Source organism: Methylocystis sp. Uni0008 (assembly GCF_056838045.1).
In genome coordinates this window covers 3745833-3765145 of sequence record NZ_CM166370.1, presented here as the reverse complement: position 1 = coordinate 3765145, position 19313 = coordinate 3745833, and the positions used below count along the sequence as shown (strand labels likewise).

The 19313-nt window shown below is 64.7% G+C and carries 20 protein-coding genes; 12 read left to right on the top strand and 8 right to left on the bottom strand.

Annotated features, from left to right (window positions below; all coding sequences use genetic code 11):
• Positions 1–114 precede the first annotated feature (114 nt).
• Positions 115–1989, top strand: a complete 1875-nt coding sequence (locus AC0X69_RS18640) for a glycosyltransferase family 61 protein (protein WP_482609659.1) — start codon at positions 115–117, stop codon at positions 1987–1989.
• Here the strand turns inward: AC0X69_RS18640 and AC0X69_RS18635 are convergent.
• A complete protein-coding gene (locus tag AC0X69_RS18635; RefSeq protein ID WP_482609658.1) occupies positions 1972–2169 on the bottom strand; it encodes a DUF1289 domain-containing protein in 198 nt (65 codons plus the stop codon). The genes AC0X69_RS18640 and AC0X69_RS18635 overlap by 18 nt on opposite strands.
• A gap of 148 nt (positions 2170–2317) precedes the next feature.
• On the opposite strand from AC0X69_RS18635, the gene argC reads away from it, so the two are divergent.
• Positions 2318–3247, top strand: a complete 930-nt coding sequence (argC, locus tag AC0X69_RS18630; RefSeq protein WP_482609656.1) for an N-acetyl-gamma-glutamyl-phosphate reductase — start codon at positions 2318–2320, stop codon at positions 3245–3247.
• A 37-nt stretch (positions 3248–3284) separates the two neighbouring features.
• Here the strand turns inward: argC and AC0X69_RS18625 are convergent, their stop codons facing one another.
• Both AC0X69_RS18625 and AC0X69_RS18620 read right to left on the bottom strand, forming a co-directional pair.
• Positions 3285–4361 (bottom strand): transglycosylase SLT domain-containing protein, encoded by a 1077-nt coding sequence (locus AC0X69_RS18625; RefSeq protein ID WP_482609654.1) that lies wholly within the window; start codon positions 4359–4361, stop codon positions 3285–3287.
• Between the two features lie 252 nt (positions 4362–4613).
• Positions 4614–5060, bottom strand: coding sequence for an outer membrane protein assembly factor BamE (locus tag AC0X69_RS18620; protein WP_482609652.1), 447 nt, complete (start codon positions 5058–5060; stop codon positions 4614–4616).
• 182 nt (positions 5061–5242) lie between these two features.
• Between AC0X69_RS18620 and AC0X69_RS18615 the strand changes: the two genes are divergently transcribed.
• The 9 genes from AC0X69_RS18615 to AC0X69_RS18575 all read left to right on the top strand — a co-directional run bounded on the left by AC0X69_RS18615 (position 5243) and on the right by AC0X69_RS18575 (position 13856).
• Positions 5243–5800 carry a YceD family protein gene (locus AC0X69_RS18615; RefSeq protein WP_482609650.1) on the top strand — a complete coding sequence of 186 codons (558 nt, stop codon included), beginning with the start codon at positions 5243–5245 and terminating at the stop codon, positions 5798–5800.
• Positions 5801–5954: 154 nt separating this feature from the next.
• On the top strand, positions 5955–7031 hold the full coding sequence (gene plsX, locus AC0X69_RS18610; RefSeq protein ID WP_482609648.1) for a phosphate acyltransferase PlsX: 1077 nt from the start codon (positions 5955–5957) through the stop codon (positions 7029–7031).
• 8 nt (positions 7032–7039) lie between these two features.
• Complete coding sequence (locus AC0X69_RS18605; RefSeq protein WP_482613445.1) at positions 7040–8017, top strand: beta-ketoacyl-ACP synthase III; 978 nt, start codon at positions 7040–7042, stop codon at positions 8015–8017.
• Between the two features lie 246 nt (positions 8018–8263).
• On the top strand, positions 8264–8614 hold the full coding sequence (locus AC0X69_RS18600) for an integration host factor subunit alpha (protein ID WP_482609646.1): 351 nt from the start codon (positions 8264–8266) through the stop codon (positions 8612–8614).
• Positions 8615–8678: 64 nt separating this feature from the next.
• A complete protein-coding gene (gene radA, locus AC0X69_RS18595; protein ID WP_482609644.1) occupies positions 8679–10097 on the top strand; it encodes a DNA repair protein RadA in 1419 nt (472 codons plus the stop codon).
• Positions 10098–10294: 197 nt separating this feature from the next.
• On the top strand, positions 10295–10930 hold the full coding sequence (locus tag AC0X69_RS18590) for a CvpA family protein (protein ID WP_482609642.1): 636 nt from the start codon (positions 10295–10297) through the stop codon (positions 10928–10930).
• Between the two features lie 99 nt (positions 10931–11029).
• Entirely contained in the window at positions 11030–12526 is a 1497-nt protein-coding gene (gene purF / locus AC0X69_RS18585) for an amidophosphoribosyltransferase (RefSeq protein WP_482609640.1), read from the top strand.
• 35 nt (positions 12527–12561) lie between these two features.
• Positions 12562–13122, top strand: a complete 561-nt coding sequence (locus AC0X69_RS18580; protein WP_482609638.1) for a Uma2 family endonuclease — start codon at positions 12562–12564, stop codon at positions 13120–13122.
• The gene (locus AC0X69_RS18575; RefSeq protein WP_482609636.1) at positions 13119–13856 is read left to right on the top strand and encodes an SDR family NAD(P)-dependent oxidoreductase; all 738 of its coding nucleotides are present in this window, start codon (positions 13119–13121) and stop codon (positions 13854–13856) included. The genes AC0X69_RS18580 and AC0X69_RS18575 overlap by 4 nt, the downstream gene beginning before the upstream one ends.
• Before the next feature lie 10 nt (positions 13857–13866).
• Here the strand turns inward: AC0X69_RS18575 and AC0X69_RS18570 are convergent, their stop codons facing one another.
• A complete protein-coding gene (locus tag AC0X69_RS18570) occupies positions 13867–14445 on the bottom strand; it encodes a DUF992 domain-containing protein (RefSeq protein ID WP_482609634.1) in 579 nt (192 codons plus the stop codon).
• 262 nt (positions 14446–14707) lie between these two features.
• Here AC0X69_RS18570 and AC0X69_RS18565 point away from each other — a divergent pair, with 262 nt between their 5' ends.
• Entirely contained in the window at positions 14708–15562 is an 855-nt protein-coding gene (locus tag AC0X69_RS18565; RefSeq protein WP_482609632.1) for an EcsC family protein, read from the top strand.
• Positions 15563–15571: 9 nt separating this feature from the next.
• Here AC0X69_RS18565 and AC0X69_RS18560 read toward each other — a convergent pair whose 3' ends face one another.
• From AC0X69_RS18560 to AC0X69_RS18545, 4 genes are all read right to left on the bottom strand, one after another.
• Positions 15572–16876, bottom strand: a complete 1305-nt coding sequence (locus AC0X69_RS18560) for an alginate O-acetyltransferase AlgX-related protein (RefSeq protein WP_482609630.1) — start codon at positions 16874–16876, stop codon at positions 15572–15574.
• A 3-nt stretch (positions 16877–16879) separates the two neighbouring features.
• Entirely contained in the window at positions 16880–18415 is a 1536-nt protein-coding gene (locus AC0X69_RS18555; protein ID WP_482609628.1) for an MBOAT family O-acyltransferase, read from the bottom strand.
• A 138-nt stretch (positions 18416–18553) separates the two neighbouring features.
• Entirely contained in the window at positions 18554–18964 is a 411-nt protein-coding gene (locus AC0X69_RS18550; RefSeq protein WP_482609626.1) for a type II toxin-antitoxin system VapC family toxin, read from the bottom strand.
• Complete coding sequence (locus tag AC0X69_RS18545; RefSeq protein WP_482609624.1) at positions 18961–19200, bottom strand: AbrB/MazE/SpoVT family DNA-binding domain-containing protein; 240 nt, start codon at positions 19198–19200, stop codon at positions 18961–18963. Before AC0X69_RS18545 ends, AC0X69_RS18550 begins: the two co-directional genes overlap by 4 nt.
• Between the last annotated feature and the right edge of the window lie 113 nt (positions 19201–19313).

Sequence of the window (19313 nt, the reverse complement as noted above, 5' to 3'; positions counted from 1 at the left end):
CTCGTTTCGCCCTCATGTGCGAAAGTAGGGGACAGGCGGGCCGCCAACAATCTATCCTTGCCCATTATTTGACGTCCGCCCGCATGCTGCGGGGCGCATTTTCGGAAGCGCTGAATGTTCATTTCTCATTTTCTCAGTCGGTTCCGATCGAAACCGGCCTCGCGAAAAGCGCCAGAGCTTGAGGTTGCACTCGCAGCGCTGGAGGAACTGAGCGAAGCGCTTAGCGATCAGCAGCTCGATCGGCTTCGGATGCTGTCGGGCGACGATTATGCGGCGATCAGCGATTATCTCCGCCTTTTTCGCGCCGCAGCGATTTTTCAGGCGCTGAAATTTCGCGGCCCGCAGGACGGCGCCGTCGCCGAACTATTCGTCGCCTTCTACAGTCGGCATTTCGAGCCACTGGCGATGAGCGCTCTCCCGCCGCCAGATGAGCTGCAGCGGCGCGCTGAAGACCTTCTGGTCGGCGCGCCAGGTCGCGCGCATGCTCAAGCCCTCGCCGAGAAAAGCCGGGAGGCGGCGCAGCTGCTTGCGAAGGGGCGGGATCTCGCCACTCTCCATGCGCGTTTCTCCGATTATCTCGCGCGCAACTATGGCCGTCTGGAGCCGGCGTCTCGGGCGCGCTTCGATGAAAGCGCCTATCTCGCCGCAAACCCCGATGTCGCGGCGGCGGTTGAGCGTGGCGAGGCGCCTTCGGGCCGTAGCCATTTCGACAATCACGGCGCGGCGGAGGGAAGGAGTCAGCGCGTGTTCGGGGGCGATGACGGGCTCTGCCGGCAGGTCGCATATCCTCTCAACTTCCGCCGCTGCGCCTATTCCACGCGACCCGCCGGCGAACTGCAGGACTGTGACCTGCTCGCCCTGGAGTCTTTGCTCGCCATGCCGCCGTCCAAGGACATGGCGCTCACGCTATGCGCCGCCCCGCAGCGCTACGACGCAGCGTCTTCCTTCGATCGCGATCCGGCGATCGGCGCGGAGTCGCCCTACTTCCAGACGCTCGCCAAGGCATGCGCCTGGCGATCGGGCGCGCTCTATTTCGCAGCGTTCCGCGACGCGTTGGCCGACGTCGAAAACGGAATCGTTCATTACGACGCCGACAAGATCTGGGGCGATTCAGCTCAGGAGACGCTCCTCTATGTCGGAGGGCTGGCGCGGGCGCCTGATATGTTCCTGCTCGACGGCCGCTACGGACGACTCGAATTCGAAAAGCCCGCGCGCGTCGAGGGTCCCGCGCTGCTCGCGACGAGTTGGGCGACGCGCAATAATTACGGCCATTGGTTGATGAACGGACTTCTCTCGGTCTACCTGGCGCGCGAACCTCTCTCGCAGGGGCGGCTGAAACTATTGACGTCACGTCTCCCCGCGCATCTGCGTCAACAACTGCTGCAGCTCGGCGTTCCTGCGGAATCGATCGTCGAAACCGACGCGCGCTACGCAGGTTGCGATCATCTGCTCTACCCCTCTCCCCTGTCGACGTCGGGCAATATCGCCCCGCACGAAAGCGTGAAGGAATTCTTTGCGTTTCTCCAGCAGCGATTTCCCGCGCGTCATGAGCTCCGCCGTCCGCGCCTCGCCTATGTGTCCCGGGAGGGATTTCCATCGCAACGGCGGATGGTCAATGAAACGCAACTCTATGAAGCGCTAGCGCCGCTCGGCTTCGATCGCGTCGCGCCTCATGAGCTCGAATTCGCCGATCAGATCCATTGCCTTTCGCGCGCGCAGATCGTCATCGGCCAATTTGGCGCGGCCCTATGGAATGCGGCGTTCTCGCCCCCCGGCGCCCGGCTCATCGAAATCGCGACGACCAATTACGGCGGCAACGAATATCTGTGCGCCGCGCATCTCACGGGCCGCCGATTTAGTCGCATCATGATCGAACCCGAATTCGTCGACCCCGACAATGCGCAGATCTGCGAATTTCATGCGCCGATCGCCGCGGTCGTCGAAATGACCCGGGCGCTCATGGAGAAGGATTCAGCGCGCGCCTTCTAGCCGATTTCGGGCGTCCCGACCCTCCGTGCGTTTGCGCTTTCTCGCTCTTTCGACGATCTCAGCCTTTTGCGCTTCCGACATCGACGTCCAGCCGGCGATCTCCGCGCGCGTGCGGCCGCAGCCGACGCAGACGTCATCCCGATCGAGTTCGCAGATCTTTACGCATGGGCTGTCGACCATCGGCTCCACTACTCTGCATGGCGGCCGCCTCGATGAGGGCGGCGCTCCCTTCCTGCCGCGCTATAGGCCGGCGCGCCCCGCGCGTCAAAACCGCCCGACCGCTCGCGACAATCTTTTTCTCTTGCTCCAAATCGACTAGATGCGGACCATGACGACGAAGATCTTCATCGACGGCGACGCCGGCACGACCGGACTCGAAATACGCGAACGGCTCTCCGGGCGCCCGGACATTTCGCTCGTGGCGCTCCCGCAGGAGAAGCGCAAGGACGTCGCCGCCAAGCGCGACATTCTCGCCTCCGTGGACATCGCCATTCTGTGTCTGCCGGACGAAGCGGCCAAGGAAACCGTGGCGCTTTGCGATGCGCTCGGGGCCGCGGCCCCGCGACTGCTCGACGCCTCCACCGCGCATCGCGTCGCGGACGGCTGGGTCTACGGCTTCGCCGAGCTTTGCGAGGGCCAAGCGGCGGCGATCGCCCGCGCCCGGCGCGTCGCCAATGTCGGCTGCTACGCCACCGGCGCCATAGCGCTCATCCGCCCGCTCGTCGACGCCGGCCTGGTCCGGCCGGACCAGCTGCTGACGATCAACGCCGTCTCCGGCTATTCGGGCGGCGGGCGGCAGATGATCGAAGCCTATGAGAGCGGCGAGGCGCCAGCGTTCGAGCTCTACGCGCTCGGGCTCGAACATAAGCATCTTCCGGAGATCATGGCCTATTCGAAACTTACCGAACGGCCGCTGTTCGTGCCTTCGGTCGGCAATTTCCGCCAGGGCATGCTCGTCTCGATTCCGCTCGCGCTCGACGCCCTGCCGGGCAAGCCCACGGCCGACGATTTGAAAGCAGTCTATGCGCGCCACTATGCCGGCGCGAAGCACGTCCGGCTGGCGGCCGCGCCGGCGCATGGGAAGCTCGACGCCATGGCGCTGAACGGCGCCGACGATCTGGAGATCTTCGTCTTCGCCAATGAGGCGCGCCGCCATGCGCTGCTCGTCGCCCGGCTGGACAATCTCGGCAAGGGCGCGGCTGGGGCCGCGGTGCAGAATCTCGACCTGATGATGGGAAGGGTCGCCGTCGCCGCTTGAGGGCGACGGAACTTAGACGCCGCTTCGCCTGGCGCGACTAATCGGCGTAGGCGGTGGCGCCGCCCGGCAGTTTCGCGGCGACGTCCTCGTAGCGGCTGGTGCGCTTTTCCATCATCGTCTCGAAGGCTTCATGCACCTCCTGGACCGAGCGGACCTTGAGCCGGCGGCCCTGCTGCTCATAGAAGATGGGCTTGTTGGCGCGAGCCGGCCTCGGCAGCAGCGCCGCCGCCGACGTTTGCGGCGCCTCCTCCACGGTCCTCATGAAGCGCTCGGCGTCGTCCGGACCGAGGAAATGGATGAGATAGGTTTCGCCGGGGGTGAGCGGGCGGCCGATCTTTTCGGCGATCCTGGCGCTGTCCTTCTTGAGCATTTCGGCGGCGAGGACGGCGGACAGATAGGGATCGTTTCTCAGATTGAGGATCTGCGTCCGCATCTGCCCGCTGACGCGCGGCGCATCGAGACTGGCGATGGCCGCCGCCGTCTCGCCGTGGCCGTGGCGCCAGCCGAACACTTTCATCGCCTTGAACCAGGTCTTCTCCACGAATTGGAAGAGGCCGCTGGCGGAAGACGTGCGCGCCTTCGCGGTCGTCGAGAAATTCGACTCCTTGTCGGCGATGGCCATGAGCAGCGCCGGATCCATTTCGGTCGTCTGGGCCGCCTTCACGACGCGCTCGACGATCGACTGATGCACCTTAACCGATCCAAAGCGCATCACGCCCGGCGCGTCGGAAGCTTCGTCGCTCGTGACCCTGTGCGACCAGGTCAGCGACGCCTGCTCGATTGAGAAGTCGGAATCGAGCGCCGTGTCGTCGCCTTCGTCGAGCGCTGACTGCGTCATCGTCGTCAGCGGAGATGCGGCGGCGCGGACGCGCTGCGCGCGCGCCGTCCGCTCCGGACGACGAATCTCTTCGCGCTCGACGCTCAACGCCAATAAGGCCAGCACCGAAAGCAGAGTCGCGACGCACAGCGCCCGCAACAAGGGAGAACAAGCTTGATCGAGCAGTAAGTGCGGCAGGATCGCGCGCGGCGACGTCTTGGACTGCTGTCCTGAGCGAGGCGACGCGACCTTCTCGTCATTCGAAGGCGGCGGGGCGTTCGTCAGCGTGACCGTCATGCTTCGCGTTTTCTCCACAATTGCGCAAGATTTGCGTAAACAGGAGGTTACCTGCGAGGCGGGGCGAAAGATCGGCGGCCTGAGCCATGGTCGCGCCACAATCGCGACCGCGCCAAAGATGCGCGGCCGCGAATAAACAGATCATTTACAGTGAGTTAGTTGTATTTGCGCCGTCTCTGTCGCCACAATGACGCCATCAGTCGAGCCGTGCGAGCGACTCGCCTGCGTCCCGAATCGAGAGGCGGGGTGTCCCTAAAAGAGATTCGTCACTTTCGAGAGCATGCCCTGGAGCAGGTGGTACTCAGGGCCAGCGGTCGGCGTCGTGCGGGTGATGAAGTCGATCGGCTTGCCGTCTTCCATGCCGTAATCGGCGACTCGCTGAACCTTCTTCGACTTGTCGAAATAGACGGCGTAGACGCGCTGTTCGGCGATGTTCTGCGGCATGAAGGCGAATTGGCGCTCGATGCGCTGGCTGACGTAATACCAGGCGTCTCCGCCGACCGTCGACGTCGTCGACGGCGTGCCGAGGGTCGTCATCACCTGCTGCGCCGGCATGCCCGGCTTGATCTGCGAGGTGCTGCGCGAATCGAGAACGGCGCCGCGGTTGACGACGCCCTCATAGCCAAGACAACCGGAAAGCGAAACGCCGAGGCCGGCGACGGCCGCCAAACGAGCTACGACGCGCAAAGCCTGCGCCATGAATGTCTCCGCAATCTTCCGCCGCAGCGCGCTTGCGCCGGGTCCATAGTTCCTCGCCAAATCCGTAATCTTCGAAGGCAGCGAAAGCAAGACGGCTCTTCTTGCTTTCACGCCGCGCTGGCGTCCATGCGCGAACGCACATATCTGGGTCTATGAATGGCGCGCGAAGGGGAGACGAAGCGATGAACAGAATTTCCGGCTCACAGCCGCCGCTGTCGCGCCGTCTCGCTCTTTCCGACGTGCCGCCCGAGGGTCTTGAGGTCACGATCGCCGCGACGCGCGCCGAATGCGCGGCGTTGGCGCGGCACAACGCCCTGCCCGCGGTGCATTCTCTGAACGCCGAGCTGCGGGCGCGACGGTGGCGCGGCGATGGGCTGGAGATCGACGGCGAGTTGCGCGCCAGCCTCAGGCAAACCTGCGTCGCGACTCTCGAGGAGTTCGATTCAGAACTCGTCGAACCTGTCCACATGCGCTTTGCGCCGGCGCCCGACGAGGAGGCTCGCAGCCGAAGACGACACGAAGAATCGACGGAAATCACGCTGGATGAGGATCCGCCCGACCCGTTGATCGGCGGCGGCGTCGATCTCGGCGCCGTCGTCTCCGAGTTCTTCACGTTGGCGCTGGACCCCTATCCGCGCAAGCCGGGGGCGCATTTCGTCGAACCGCAGCCCAGCGAGGGAGCTCAGGCGGTCTCGCCTTTCGCCGCCCTGCGGCGGCTCAAGCCGCGCGGGGAACCCTGAGGCGGGACATCATAGGCACTTGCGCGCATGGCCGGCAAATGGCAAGTCGCCCGCGAGGGCGGGAGCGCTGAGGCGCTTCTCGGACGCGTCACAATAGCCGGCCAATAAGGTTAAGGCGGCGGAGCCAGACGCGCAGTCGGGAGAAACGGGATAAATGCCGCAAACTGTTCGGATCGCGCTCGACGCGATGGGCGGCGATTTCGGTCCGAAGGTGACCATCGCGGGCGCCGCCAGCGCGCTCGAACGTCGTCCCCACAGCCGCTTTCTACTGATCGGCGACGAGGCGGCCATTCGCGCGCAGCTTCAGCATCACCCGCGGCTCGCCGAATGCGCCGAGGTCCGCCACTCCTCCGTCTCGATCCGCATGGACGACAAGCCGAGTCAGGCGCTGCGCTACGGGCGACGGGTCTCGTCGATGTGGCTCGCGATCGAAGCGGTCAAGAAAGGCGAGGCGGACGTCGCCGTTTCCGCGGGCAACACCGGCGCGCTCATGGCGATGGCGAAGATATGCCTGCATACGATGGCCCGCGTGGATCGGCCGGCGCTCGCCTGCCTCTGGCCGACGCTCAAGGGGCAGTCGGTGGTGCTCGACGTCGGCGCCTCCATGGGCGCCAACGCCAGCCATCTCGTCGATCTCGCGATCATGGGCGCGGCCATGGCGCGCGTCATGTTGGACGTTGAGCGTCCGACGGTCGGTCTGCTCAACGTCGGCACCGAGGAAATCAAGGGCATAGAGGAGGTGAAAGCCGCCTCGAGCATGCTGCGCGACCTCGCCCTGCCCGGCTTCAACTATCAAGGTTTCGTCGAAGGCGACGGCATCGGCAAGGGCGCCGTGGACGTCGTGGTCACCGAGGGCTTTACCGGCAATATCGCGCTCAAGACCGCCGAGGGAACCGCCGCCCAGATCGCCGCCTATCTCAAACAGGCGATGGGCGGCTCGCTGCTCGCCAAGCTCGGCTATCTTCTGGCGCTTGGCGCCTTTCGCGAGCTGCGCGCCAAAATGGACACGCGCGCGACGAACGGCGGCGTGTTCCTTGGGCTCGAGGGGATCGTCATCAAGAGCCACGGCGGCGCCGATTCCGTCGGCTTCGCGCGCGCTGTCGAGATCGGCCATGAGATGGCCGGCAGCGACCTTCTCAATCGTATTCGCGACACTGTCGCGCTGGCGCACAGCCTCGAGGGACAGGACGGCGCCGATCAGACCAGTCCTCCCCGGGAAACCGCTCAGTGACCACAAGCATGCCTCAACTGCGCTCCGTCGTTCTTGGCGTGGGCGCCTATCTGCCTGCCAAGACGCTCACCAACGACGAACTCGCCAGGCGCGTCGATACGAGCGACGAGTGGATCGTGCAGCGCACGGGGATCAAGGAGCGCCACATCGCCGCAGAAGGCGAGACGACGTCGATGCTCGGCGAGAAGGCGGCGCGCGACGCGCTCGCCAACGCAGGCGTCAGCGCGGACGACATCGACCTGATCGTCGTCGCGACCTCCACCCCTGACTGGACCTTCCCTTCAACCGCGACTCAAATTCAAGCGGCCTTGGGCATCACGCATGGCGTGGCGTTCGATCTGCAGGCCGTCTGCTCGGGATTCGTCTTCGCCGTGGCGACGGCAGAGAAATTTTTGCGCTCCGGCTCGCACAAGCGCGCGCTGGTGATCGGCGCCGAGACATTCTCCCGGATCATCGACTGGAACGACCGCACGACCTGCGTGCTGTTCGGCGACGGCGCAGGCGCGATGGTTCTCGAGGCGCGCCCCTCCGAAGGACGTCTCGACGAACGCGGCGTGCTGACGACCCATCTTCGCTCGGACGGACGTCACCGCGCGAAGCTGCATGTGGACGGCGGCCCGTCCGCGACGCAGACCGTCGGCCATCTGCGTATGGAAGGGAAAGAAGTGTTCCGCTTCGCCGTCGGGCAGGTCACCGACGTCGTCAAGGACGCTTTCGCCGCGACGGGACTGACGCCCGAGGACCTCGACTGGTTCGTGCCGCATCAGGCGAATCGGCGAATCATCGACATGTCGGCGCAGAAGCTCGGCATCGCGCCGGAAAAGATCATCGCCACCGTGCACTTGCATGGCAATACTTCCGCTGCGTCGGTGCCTCTCGCCCTGGCGGTCGCCTCCGCGGACGGACGAATCAAGCAGGGCGATCTCGTAATGCTCGAAGCGGTCGGCGGCGGCTTCACTTGGGGATCTGCGCTGATACGCTGGTAAGCTGGCGTAATACAACAACTATTTCAATGTAAGCAAATATTGCAAGAAATATTACACGCGCGGATACAACCTGCGCTTGATTTCTGCGCTCAATTCTGAAAAATTCCGACAATAGCCGGTGGCGAATACCCGCGGTGGACGGGTTTCGGAGCATTATCGCGCCACACCTCACCAAGTCCCGTCGTCCTGCGGGCGCGCTCCGAATCGGCCCACTTAAAGTCATTTCGATCGATCGTAAGGCGAAAGATGGCCAAGGGGGACGCGATTGCTAAGCCCGACGGCGAGGCGAATAGGCGCATAGCAAGGAGGGGCACCGTGACTCGTTCGGACCTTGCAGACGCGATCCACCGTAAAGTCGGGATGCCGCGGGCCGAGTCCGCGAAATACGTCGAGATGGTGCTCGACGAGATTTTCGAGCGCATCGTGGCGCGCGAAGACGTCAAGCTTTCATCCTTTGGCGCCTTCTTGGTGCGCGAAAAAAAAGAGCGATTGGGCCGCAATCCCAAAACAGGCGCAGGCGCGAAAATCTCCGCGCGGCTCGTCGTCTCATTCAAGCCGTCCAACATCCTGCGCGCGAGAATCAACGGCGACGGCTGACGCTCCGAGCGTCGGTTTCACGTCCCGGCTTGACAAGCGTCGGCGCGCCATGCGCCAAGCATTCATGGCCAAGAGCCGCGCGGTTTACGTTTGTCAGAACTGCGGCGCCGTCGCGTCGCGGTGGCAGGGCCGCTGCGACTCCTGCGGCGAATGGAACAGCCTCGTTGAGGAGTCAGACGCCGGCGCCGCCGCTGTCACCCGCCGCGCGGCGCGCGGGCGCGTCTTCGAACTCGAGGGCCTCTCTGGCGAAGGCCGGCCAGCGCCACGGATCGCCACCGGTCTCGACGAGTTCGACCGAGTCACCGGCGGCGGCTTCGTGCCCGGCTCGGTGCTGCTGCTCGGCGGCGAGCCGGGCATCGGCAAATCCACCCTGCTCATCCAGGCCTGCGCCACGCTGGCGCGCCGCGGCGCCCGCGTCGTCTACATTTCTGGCGAAGAGGCCGTCGCGCAGGTGCGCCTGCGCGCCGCCCGGCTCAATCTCGCCGACGCGCCGGTGGAGCTCGCCGCGGCGACTCAGGTCGAGGACATTCTCGCGACTTGCGCCGCCGGCGCGCGGCCAGCGCTGATCGTCATCGATTCGATCCAGACGATGCACACCAATTTGGCGGAGTCGGCGCCCGGCACGGTGACGCAGGTGCGCGCGAGCGCCCAGGCGCTGCTGCGCCATGCGAAGACGACAGGCTCAACTATCGTTCTCGTCGGCCATGTCACCAAGGACGGGCAGGTCGCGGGGCCGCGCGTCGTCGAACATATGGTCGACGCCGTCCTCTCCTTCGAAGGCGACGGCGCGCACCATTTCCGCATGCTGCGCGCCTCGAAAAACAGATTCGGCGCGACAGGCGAGATCGGTGTTTTCGAGATGACCAGCCTCGGCCTCGCGGAGGTCGCCAATCCGTCGGCGCTGTTCCTCGCCGGCCGCGATGCCGGCGCGCCCGGCGCGGCGGTCGTCGCGGGCATGGAGGGGCAGCGTCCGCTGCTGATCGAGATCCAGGCGCTGGTCGCGCCGACCTCGCTCGGCACGCCGCGGCGGGCCGTGGTCGGCTTCGACCAGAACCGTCTGTCGATGATCCTTGCCGTGCTTGAAGCGCATGGCGGGCTGAAGCTTGGCGTGCACGACGTCTATCTCAACGTCGCGGGAGGTTTTCGCGCCGACGAACCTGCCGCCGACCTCGCCGCCGCCGCGGCGCTCGTCTCGTCGCTGACCGGAGCGGCGCTGCCGCCGGACATGTGCTTTTTCGGCGAGATCGGACTTTCGGGCGCCGTGCGGCCGGTCGTCCATCCCGGCATGCGGCTGCGCGAAGCGGGAAAGCTTGGATTCCGTCAGGCCGTCGTCCCGCAATCCCAGCAGATTCCGGACGATGTGCGAGGCGCCGGCGTGACCATCCGCCCCTGCGCAGACGTCAGCGGCCTCGTCGCCGCCATCGCCCGCATGTCGACGCGCGAACGGACGATCGCCCGCGGCGAAAGTCGGGCCGTACTTTAGTGTTTCCGGCTGGCGTCAAGATGCGTTAGAAGGCTGCCAGTGCGAAAGCCATGGGCCTGCCGATCCGACGCTCTCCCGCCCGCGCGGCGCAAAATTGACGCAGGTTGCGGAGAGGGTCATGCGAATGTCGCCGGGCAGGCGGCCAACAGCCCATTCAGAAGCGTTCAGAGCTCAGGGCGAACAGCAAGAGGCTAGCGATGCCGTCATATCTTGATTTGGCAGTGATTACCGTCGTTTTGGTGTCGGGGATGCTCGCTCTTTTGCGCGGCTTCACCCGCGAAGTGCTTGCAATCCTTTCCTGGGTCGCGGCGGCGGCGGCGGCGTATTTCTTCTATCCGCTCGCCCTCCCCTACATCAAACCGTACGTCAGCAAGGATGAGATTGCCCTCGCCGCGGCCGTCGCCTCGGTGTTCTTCGTCTCTCTCGTCGCCGTTTCGCTCGTAACGGTGAAGCTCTCGGACGTCATTCTCGACTCGAAAGTCGGCGCCCTCGACCGCACGCTCGGCTTCCTTTTCGGCGCCGTTCGCGGCGCCCTGCTCGCCGTCGTCGCCTTCGTTTTCTACAGCTGGCTCGTGCCGGAAGTGAACCAGCCGGAATGGGTCAAGGACGCGCGCGCCAAGCCGTTCCTGGTGGCCGGCGGCGACAAGCTGCGCGAGATGTTGCCTGACGACATCGACAGCCTCGTCGCCAAGATCAAGGCCAAGAAGGGCGCGCCGGCGACCGAGGAGCCGCCCGCCGACGTCGAGCCGGAAAAGGTTCAGCCCGCGCCGAGCGACGCAAGCGTCGAAACGCCTGCCGAAGCGGCGCCGGAGTCGGGCGACAAGCCTGAATGATGCTCTTGCGGATGGGCCTTGCCGCTGGCACATATGACGGGAATGCGACGCCCGGGCGCTCGGGATTGCCGAGCGGCGGCGCGTCACGGGGGATGAAGCATGACGGAGGCCGCCGAGGATCTTCAGCGATCCTCATCCCGCGAGATTGACGCCACAGAAGATCTCGACGGCGACAGGCTTCGCGAATATTGCGGCGTTTTCGGCGTCTACGATTTGCCGGACGCCGCCGCGATCGCCGCGCTAGGCCTGCACGCCCTGCAGCATCGCGGGCAAGAGGCCGCCGGCATCGTCAGTTTCGACGGCGGCCGCTTCTACGGCGAGCGCCGCCTCGGACTGGTCGGCGACCATTTTTCGCAGGAAAGCACGATCAAGCGCCTGCCCGGCCCCGCCGCGATCGGACATGTGCGCTACGCCACGACCGGCGAGACCATGCTGCGCAATGTGCAGCCGCTGTTCGCGGAGCTGAACACGGGTGGCTTCGCGGTGGCCCACAACGGCAATCTGACCAACGCTCAGACGCTGCGACGGGAACTGATCCGCGAAGGCGCGATCTTCCAGTCGACCTCCGACACCGAAGTCATCCTTCATCTCGTCGCCCGCAGCCGCAAGCCGCTGCTGATCGACCGTTTCATCGAAGCGCTGCGCTCGATCGAGGGCGCCTATTCGCTCGTCGCGCTCACCAACAAGAAGCTGATCGGGGCGCGCGATCCGCTCGGCATTCGCCCCCTGGTGATCGGCGAACTGAACGGCAAATTCATTCTCGCGTCGGAGACCTGCGCGCTCGACATCATCGGCGCGCGCTTCGTGCGCGACGTGATGAATGGCGAGATCGTCATCATTTCCGAAAACGGCCTCGAGAGCTTGCGGCCCTTCCCGCCGCAGCCGATGCGCCCGTGCATCTTCGAATATATCTATTTCGCCCGTCCCGACTCCATCGTGCACGGCCGTCCGGTCTACCAGGTGCGCAAGGCGATGGGCGCCGAGCTTGCGCGCGAGCGCCCAATCGACGCTGACGTCGTCGTGCCCGTGCCCGACTCCGGCGTGCCGGCGGCGCTCGGCTATTCGCAGCAGTCGGGCGTGCCCTTCGAACTCGGCATTATCCGCAACCACTATGTCGGGCGCACCTTCATCGAGCCGACGCAGATCGCCCGCGACTTCGGCGTGCGCATGAAGCACAGCGCCAACCGCTGCGTGGTCGCCGGAAAACGGGTGATCCTCATCGACGATTCCGTCGTGCGCGGCACGACGTCGGTGAAGATCGTGCAGATGATGCGCGACGCGGGCGCGACGGAGGTGCACTTCCTGATTTCGTCGCCGCCGATCACCAATCCCGACTATTACGGCATCGACACGCCGCAGAAGGAGAATCTGCTCGCCGCGACGCATACGCTCGAGGAGATGCGCGAATATATCGGCTGCGACTCGCTGGCCTTCCTGTCGGTCGACGGCATCTACCGGGCCATGGGCTACGAGCGCCGCGATCCGATACGGCCGCAGTTCACCGATCACTGCTTCACCGGCGACTATCCCACGTCGCTGACCGACCTCGTCGGCGAAAACCGCGCGCAGCTGTCGCTGCTGGCGGAAGCGAGTTGAGGCGCTGACGCAGAATCCGCGTGCTATAAGAGGCCATGAGCGCAACGGCCCAAAGACGCCTCAATGCGGCGGAGTTTTTAGCTTGGGCGCAAGCCCAGGAGAACGGCCGATATGAGCTGTTCCGCGGCGAGACCTTCGCGATGGCGCCGGAGCGCGCCGAGCACGTCGCCGCTAAGGCTCGCATTTGGCGCGCGATGGCCGATGGAATATCGCGCGTTGGGGCGCCCTGCGAAGCGTTTGTCGATGGACTCGGCGTAAAAATCGACGACCAGACGGTTTACGAGCCTGACGCCTTGGTCAACTGTGGCGAACCTGTCGCCCCGGATTCGCTGCTGGCGCCCGCGCCGGTGATAATCGTCGAAGTCATATCGCCCTCGTCCCGAAGTTTCGACAAGAACTCAAAACTCAGCGACTACTTTCGCCTCGCGAGCGTTGCGCATTATCTCGTCGTCGACCTTAGCCGAAGGCTGGTCCTGCACTACCGCCGCCAGGCGGATCAGATCGTCGTTCAAATCATCAAGGAGGGGCGCATTACCCTCGACCCGCCAGGTTTGGACATCGCTGTCGATGAGATGATGCCCGAGACCACCGCGTGACACCGCCCCGCATCGCACTTGTCACGGGCGCCTCGCGCGGCATCGGACGCGCGCTCGCGCTCGAACTCGCGCGCGGCGGCGCCCATGTGGTCGCCTTGGCGCGCACGCAAGGCGCGCTCGAGGAGCTTGACGACGAAATTCGCGCGGCGGGCGGGCAAGCGACGCTCGTCCCCTGCGATCTGACTGATTTCGACGCCCTCGACCGTCTCGGCGCGGCGCTTTTCGAACGCTGGGGCAGGCTCGACGTCTTCGTCGGCAACGCCGGCGTTCTCGGCCCGCTTTCGCCGCTCTCTCACATCGATCCGAAGGACTGGAACCGGATCATGGCGGTGAATGTCACCGCAAACTGGCGGCTGATCCGTTCGCTCGATCCGCTACTGCGCGCATCAGGCGCGGGGCGCGTGCTCTTCATCACGTCAGGGGCGGCGCATCGCGCGACCATGAAGCCGTTCTGGGGCGCTTACGCGGCGTCGAAGGCGGCGCTGGAATCGATCGCCCGCACTTACGCCGCTGAAACGGCAGGAAACGGCGTGACCGTCATGATCGCCAACCCCGGTCCGCTGCGCACGCGGATGCGCGCTCAGGCGATGCCTGGCGAAGATCCGATGACGTTGAAGTCGCCGGAGGAATTCGCAAAAAAATGCCTCGCGCTGCTGGCGCCGGAGTGGCGCGAGAGCGCGAGGCTTTACGATTTTCCCACAGACCGGCTGCTGAATTTCTCCGCCCCGGCCTGATCTCCACGTCTTAGTTGTGGTGATGGCCCGTGTGGTAGTGCGTGTGAGCCCGATGCCCGTGGTGATGGTGGTGGACATGGCCGCGGCGCGACATGGGCGGCGGAGGCGGCGGGATATAGGCGAGCGTGAGGCTCTCGACGCCCGCCGTCAGCCCGATCCCCGACCCGGCCTGCACGTTGAAGGGCTGAAGCGAGAAGGTGTTGTCCGATCCCCCGACGAGGGCCGAACCGCCGCCGCCGACGCCGAGCTTGGCGGAAACGCCCGGACCGACATAAGAGCCCGCAAGGGCGCCAGGGCCGATGTGGTCGGTTGCGGCGACGACGCCCCAGGCGAGCTGGCCAGGACCGTTGATCGTCACGTTGACGCCGACTTTGGTGAGCGCGCCGGCATAATGAGCCGGAACCGCGCCTTCCGCGTCGTCGCGGTAGATGCAGTCCATCTGCTGATTTTCGACCAGAACGCTGATGCCATTGCCCAGTAGCCGGCATTGCAGGGTCCCGACGCGGTCGCCCGCGAAGGCGCTCACCGGCGCCAGCAGCGCCAGAAGGCAGGCGCCGCTCAACGCGCGACCCAGACCTAAATTCAGCATTCAGTCCTCCCTTTCTTAGATATTCGGCGACACAGCTGAAGCGAAGCCGAAACGCACGTCTTGGTACAGGACGAGCGCCGATTTGCAATAGCGGCGCTTGAGTCAGCGTCCGGGGTATCCTGCATGCGCCGAGGGGGCTGTGCGCGAGCGCACAGGGCTGATGCGCCGCCGTCAATCCGCGGCTGGCCACATCTGCGCCGCGCTTGCAAAGTCTTCCAAAGAGACCAATTTTTAAGATTGATCGAAAAAGCCGAGGCTACACGTGTCGAACTCCTATCCGCTTCCTGTTGTCGTCGACGCGGGGTTGTCGCAGTCGGACCTCGAGGCCTTGCGATCCGCCGTCGCGGCGCTGGAAAGACAGAGTTTTGCGATGCGGGTCGCTGCGCTTGCGAACAGGCAACTGAGCTTCGGCTCGTTGACCTTGCCGCCGCGACTGCAGGCGATGGCCGCCTCAGCGACGCAAAAAGCGCTTACCGCGGCGATGAAGATGGCCTTGGCGAGCCTCGACGCTCAACCGGCCAAGGACTCCCTTCGCATTCACCGCCGCCTCGCAGCGCTGGCGGGGGGCATGGGGGGCGCCGTCGGCCTCGCGAGCCTGCCGATTGAACTGCCTGTATCGACGACGATTATGCTCCGCTCGATCGCGGAAATCGCCCAGTCGGAGGGAGAGGACCTGCGCCAGCCGGGCGCGGCGCTCGCCTGCCTCGAAGTTTTCGCGCTCGGGGGTCATTCGGCCGAAGGCAATGTTCTGGAGGGCGGCTATCTCGTGCTGCGCGCCCTGCTCGCCAAATCGGTGTCGGACGCCGCGCGCTTTCTCGCCACACGGCGCATCGCCGACGAGGCGGCGCCCGCTCTGGCGCGCCTCATCGGCGCGCTCGCGGCGCGCTTCAGCGTCATCGTTTCGCAAAAAACCGCGGCTCAGGCGATTCCGGTGATCGGCGCGATCAGCGGCGCGGCGATCAACGTCGCTTTCACCGAACATTTCCAGAGCCTCGCGCGCGGCCATTTCGTGGTCCGCCGGCTCGAACGGCTTTATGGACCGGCCGCCGTGCACACGGAATATGCTCGCATCGCCCGCGCCGAGGGCTATTGGGACGATCCATCGCAAGCCGCCTGAGCGACGCGGCTAGGGCGCGCGGCGCAGCGCCTCGGCGAGATGCCCCGCCTGCTTGGTCGTGGCGATGTTCGATTCATTTTCTTCGAGCAGGATGAAATCGGCGCCCGCGAGGTTTTCGTCCAGGTGCTCTGACGTCGCCGGCAGCCGTTCGCCATTCGAGGCGTCGCCCGGCGCGCGGCGGTAATGGCCGAGTTCGACGCCATTGTCCTCGGTCCGCATATAGAACCAATAGTCGATTTGCGGCGGACAGGGCGCGAGCGTCGCCGCCGCCAAAACTTCATGCAGGAAGCTTCCGCCGAGCGCGAGCAGCCGCGGCGACCGCGCGCAATCGCCCTTCTCCCCTGCCCGGCCGATGACCGCCGTCGGGTAATGCGCGTCCGGCCATAAGAGATTGAGGAGATCGAGCAAGTCGCGGTCAGTCCCCACCGCTTCTGGCGCCGGCGCTGACGCAAAGTTGAGAACGCCGATGGGAGAGGCAGGCAACGCGCGCGTCGCTTCGCGCATGGCGAGCGCGCCGCCGACGCTGTTCCAATGCGTGCCCCCGCGCGGGAACAGCGGGATCGGCTGCTTCGGTCTTTCCGCTGCAATGAGACCCGGGCCGTCGACATAACGCACCTGCGCGCCTTCGAGAGCCGAACGATAGGGCGCGAGCTTCTCCGGCATCGCCGTCGCGCGCGCGGCGCAAGGCGCGGACTTCGGCAGATCTTCCGGATAGCGGGCGGCTTTAGACGGCGAGATGATATAGACGAAGCTTTTGCCGCGCGCCTGCGCCGTCTCCTGTATGTCGCGCAGCGTCGCGGACCACGCGCTCAGTCGCGAAGCATCCGCTGCGCCGTCGCGCGCGCAAAATTCGTCGATGTAAAACTGCTCGTAGAGCTGACCATTGCGGCCGATCACGACTCCCGGCGCCGCCGACCCGCCAAAGAGCGAATAGACGAGCTGATTCTTTGCGCGCACCGAGATCGGAAAGACCGGCGACATTCGGCCGAGATTCGCCGACACCGCCTTTTGCGTTTCTCCAGAAAGAAAGGCGTCGAGAGTCCAGGGCGCCGGCTTTGGCTTGGCGACGCCGTAAAGCGGCCAGGCGCTGCGGATGCGCAGCTTCGGCCAGTCGCGCTCAACGGCGAAATTCCACAAATTGGCGAGGAAGAGAAAGGCGATGAAGCCCGCGCAACCGAAAATCGGCAGCCGGGCGAGCGTCAGCGATTTGAAAAGGGGGATTGCGCCTCCGGCGCGCAGAGGCGCGCTCGTCGAGACTTGCGCTTCGCCGTCGAGCTTTCCAACGCGCTTTTCGAGGTCGACCAGATCGCTCATCGATCAGAACCGAAAATAGATGAACGGCTTGAAGGGATCGGCTAGTCCCTTCGCCAGCGCCGCAAGAAAAAGCACAGAAAGCGCACTGTTCGACGCCAATGCGAAGCGCTGCGCTGCGGTTCCCCAAGTGAAGTCCTTGAGGTAGAGCGACAGACGCTGCGCCACGCAAATGCCGGCGGCGATCAGCGCCACGACGACATATTCCTCCGGAATGGCGATGGGCGCGCTGGATTGCGCGAAAGGATTCGCCATCAGCGTCAGCAGCGCGCCTGCCTGAGACAGGGAGGTCGCGCGAAAGAAAGTCCAGCCGACGACCACGATAATCATCGCGATGATATTGGCGACCCAGTCCGGCAATTGCTGCAGTCGCTTCACCAGGAACAGCCTATCCAGCACCAGGAACACGCCATTATACGCGCCCCAGGCGATATAGGTCCAAGCGGCGCCGTGCCAGATGCCCGACGCGAAAAAGCAGATCCACAGATTGAGATAGGTGCGCGCTTCGCCGCGTCGGTTGCCGCCAAGCGGGAAATACAAATACTCGCGAATCCAGCTCGTCAGAGAAATGTGCCAGCGGCGCCAGAAATCGGTGATGCTCGTCGCCACATAGGGCATGTTGAAATTTTCCAGAAGCCGGAAGCCGAACATGCGCGCAAGCCCTATCGCCATGTCGGAATAGCCGGAAAAGTCGAAATAGATCTGGAAAGTGAAGAACAATACGCCCGCCCAGGCCTCCGCGAAGCCGAGCGAACTCACGTCACGCGCGAAGATCAGATCGGCGCCGCTCGCCAGCGTGTCGGCGAACAGGAGCTTCTTCACAACGCCGAGCATGAAGCGCGAAAACCCCTTGATGAAATCATCGACGCCGGCGTGCGGCATCGCCTCGAACTGGCGCGCGATGTCGTGATATTTGATGATCGGGCCGGCGAGGAGCTTGGGGAAGAAAAAGACGTAAAGCCCGTAAAGCAAAGGGCCGCGCGCCGGCGCCGTGACGCCGCGATAGACGTCGACGAGATAGGTGATCTTTTCGAAGACGATGAAGCTGACGCCGATCGGCAGGGCGATCTGCGGGATATTGATCCCCGGCAGGGTCAGCGCCTTCAAGAGCGCATCGAGATTGAGCGCCAGAAAACCCGTATATTTGTAGTAGACGAGGATCGCGAGATTGGCGACGACGCCGAGCGCGAGCCAGCGCTTGCGCATGTCATTCCCGGCAGGCCGAAGGCCTGATCGGGAATCCAGAGCCATCACAGCTTCGCTTGCAAGTCTGGATTTCCCATCGCTTCGCTGATGCGAAGAATCGGGAACGACAGTGGGATCGCCAATGGACAATGCGGCGAGCTTTTGCGCGACGTAAAGATCGAGCGCGACCGACGCGAAGACGAGGAAAATGAAGACCGGCTCGCTCCAGGCGTAAAAGACGACGCTCGCCGCGAGCAGGATGAGGGCCCGCCGCGTGCGGACCTCTCCAAAAAACAGATAGATGAGATAGACCGCCGGGCCGAACAGAAACAGGAACAGCGGCTCGTAGAAAAGCATGGTTGTCCTGCGTTCGACGGCGCGCCGGCGCGAGCGCGAAAGCCTGCGGCTTCTACCAAAAGCGCTCCGGTCGGGCAAGAAAGGGGCCCAAGGGAGCGGTCTAGGGGACCGTCCCCCTGAATGGCGCGACGCCAGTCATTAGAGGCGCACGCCCCTCGCCTGCCCGAGCAGATCAACGCCCGCCAATCGAGCAAATTTACGGTCGAATGTCACCGTCCTCTGACACTGTCGCGACCTGCCCACTTCGTGAATGATGGCGTCGACGAGATCGACGCCGGAATGGTTCAGCGCAGCGCGCACGGCCTTCCCCTCGGCGACGACAATTTGCCGTGTATCGAGCAGCGCTTTGACAATGGAAACGACGTCCGGCCTCTTTGAACCGTAGCAGCTTTCCAGCACCCAGATGATCTCGCACAGAACGATCGTAGAAACGAAACCCGGATCGTCCGCCGTCAAATGTTCTTCGATAAATCGGGTCGCGACTCTCGCTTGCTCGCGATCGTCCTGCGCGAGGTAGCGCACGAGCACATTTGTGTCGAGCGCGATCACCTTTGACGCGCACGGCTTCGAATCGCCGCTTCCATCGCCTCAAGCGTGACAGGCGTGGCCGGCGCGGGAACGACGCCTTTGAGGCGTCGTATGTCGCCCGAGGCGGCGCGGACGAGGAAAGCGTCCTCAGCCGTCTGCTCGAAAATCAACGTGTCGCCGACGTCCACCCGCAAGGCGTGGCGCACCTCCGCGGGCACAGTGATCTGACCCTTGCTGGTCAATCTCGCCTTCGACATCTGACCGCCCCTAGCTTCGAATCCCTTACATAGCGTAAGGAGGTCGTCGATTCCAAGCAGAGCATGGCGCCGGGCTCGCTTGCGCCGCCGGCGCGCAGCGCCTATCACCCAGC

Coding starts and splice junctions, on each gene's coding strand:
- AC0X69_RS18640 (WP_482609659.1), top strand. CDS start 115: ATGTTCATTTCTCATTTTCTCAGTCGGTTCCGATCGAAACCGGCCTCG.
- AC0X69_RS18635 (WP_482609658.1), bottom strand. CDS start 2,169: ATGGTCGACAGCCCATGCGTAAAGATCTGCGAACTCGATCGGGATGAC.
- argC (WP_482609656.1), top strand. CDS start 2,318: ATGACGACGAAGATCTTCATCGACGGCGACGCCGGCACGACCGGACTC.
- AC0X69_RS18625 (WP_482609654.1), bottom strand. CDS start 4,361: ATGACGGTCACGCTGACGAACGCCCCGCCGCCTTCGAATGACGAGAAG.
- AC0X69_RS18620 (WP_482609652.1), bottom strand. CDS start 5,060: ATGGCGCAGGCTTTGCGCGTCGTAGCTCGTTTGGCGGCCGTCGCCGGC.
- AC0X69_RS18615 (WP_482609650.1), top strand. CDS start 5,243: ATGAACAGAATTTCCGGCTCACAGCCGCCGCTGTCGCGCCGTCTCGCT.
- plsX (WP_482609648.1), top strand. CDS start 5,955: ATGCCGCAAACTGTTCGGATCGCGCTCGACGCGATGGGCGGCGATTTC.
- AC0X69_RS18605 (WP_482613445.1), top strand. CDS start 7,040: ATGCCTCAACTGCGCTCCGTCGTTCTTGGCGTGGGCGCCTATCTGCCT.
- AC0X69_RS18600 (WP_482609646.1), top strand. CDS start 8,264: ATGGCCAAGGGGGACGCGATTGCTAAGCCCGACGGCGAGGCGAATAGG.
- radA (WP_482609644.1), top strand. CDS start 8,679: ATGGCCAAGAGCCGCGCGGTTTACGTTTGTCAGAACTGCGGCGCCGTC.
- AC0X69_RS18590 (WP_482609642.1), top strand. CDS start 10,295: ATGCCGTCATATCTTGATTTGGCAGTGATTACCGTCGTTTTGGTGTCG.
- purF (WP_482609640.1), top strand. CDS start 11,030: ATGACGGAGGCCGCCGAGGATCTTCAGCGATCCTCATCCCGCGAGATT.
- AC0X69_RS18580 (WP_482609638.1), top strand. CDS start 12,562: ATGAGCGCAACGGCCCAAAGACGCCTCAATGCGGCGGAGTTTTTAGCT.
- AC0X69_RS18570 (WP_482609634.1), bottom strand. CDS start 14,445: ATGCTGAATTTAGGTCTGGGTCGCGCGTTGAGCGGCGCCTGCCTTCTG.
- AC0X69_RS18560 (WP_482609630.1), bottom strand. CDS start 16,876: ATGAGCGATCTGGTCGACCTCGAAAAGCGCGTTGGAAAGCTCGACGGC.
- AC0X69_RS18555 (WP_482609628.1), bottom strand. CDS start 18,415: ATGCTTTTCTACGAGCCGCTGTTCCTGTTTCTGTTCGGCCCGGCGGTC.
- AC0X69_RS18545 (WP_482609624.1), bottom strand. CDS start 19,200: ATGTCGAAGGCGAGATTGACCAGCAAGGGTCAGATCACTGTGCCCGCG.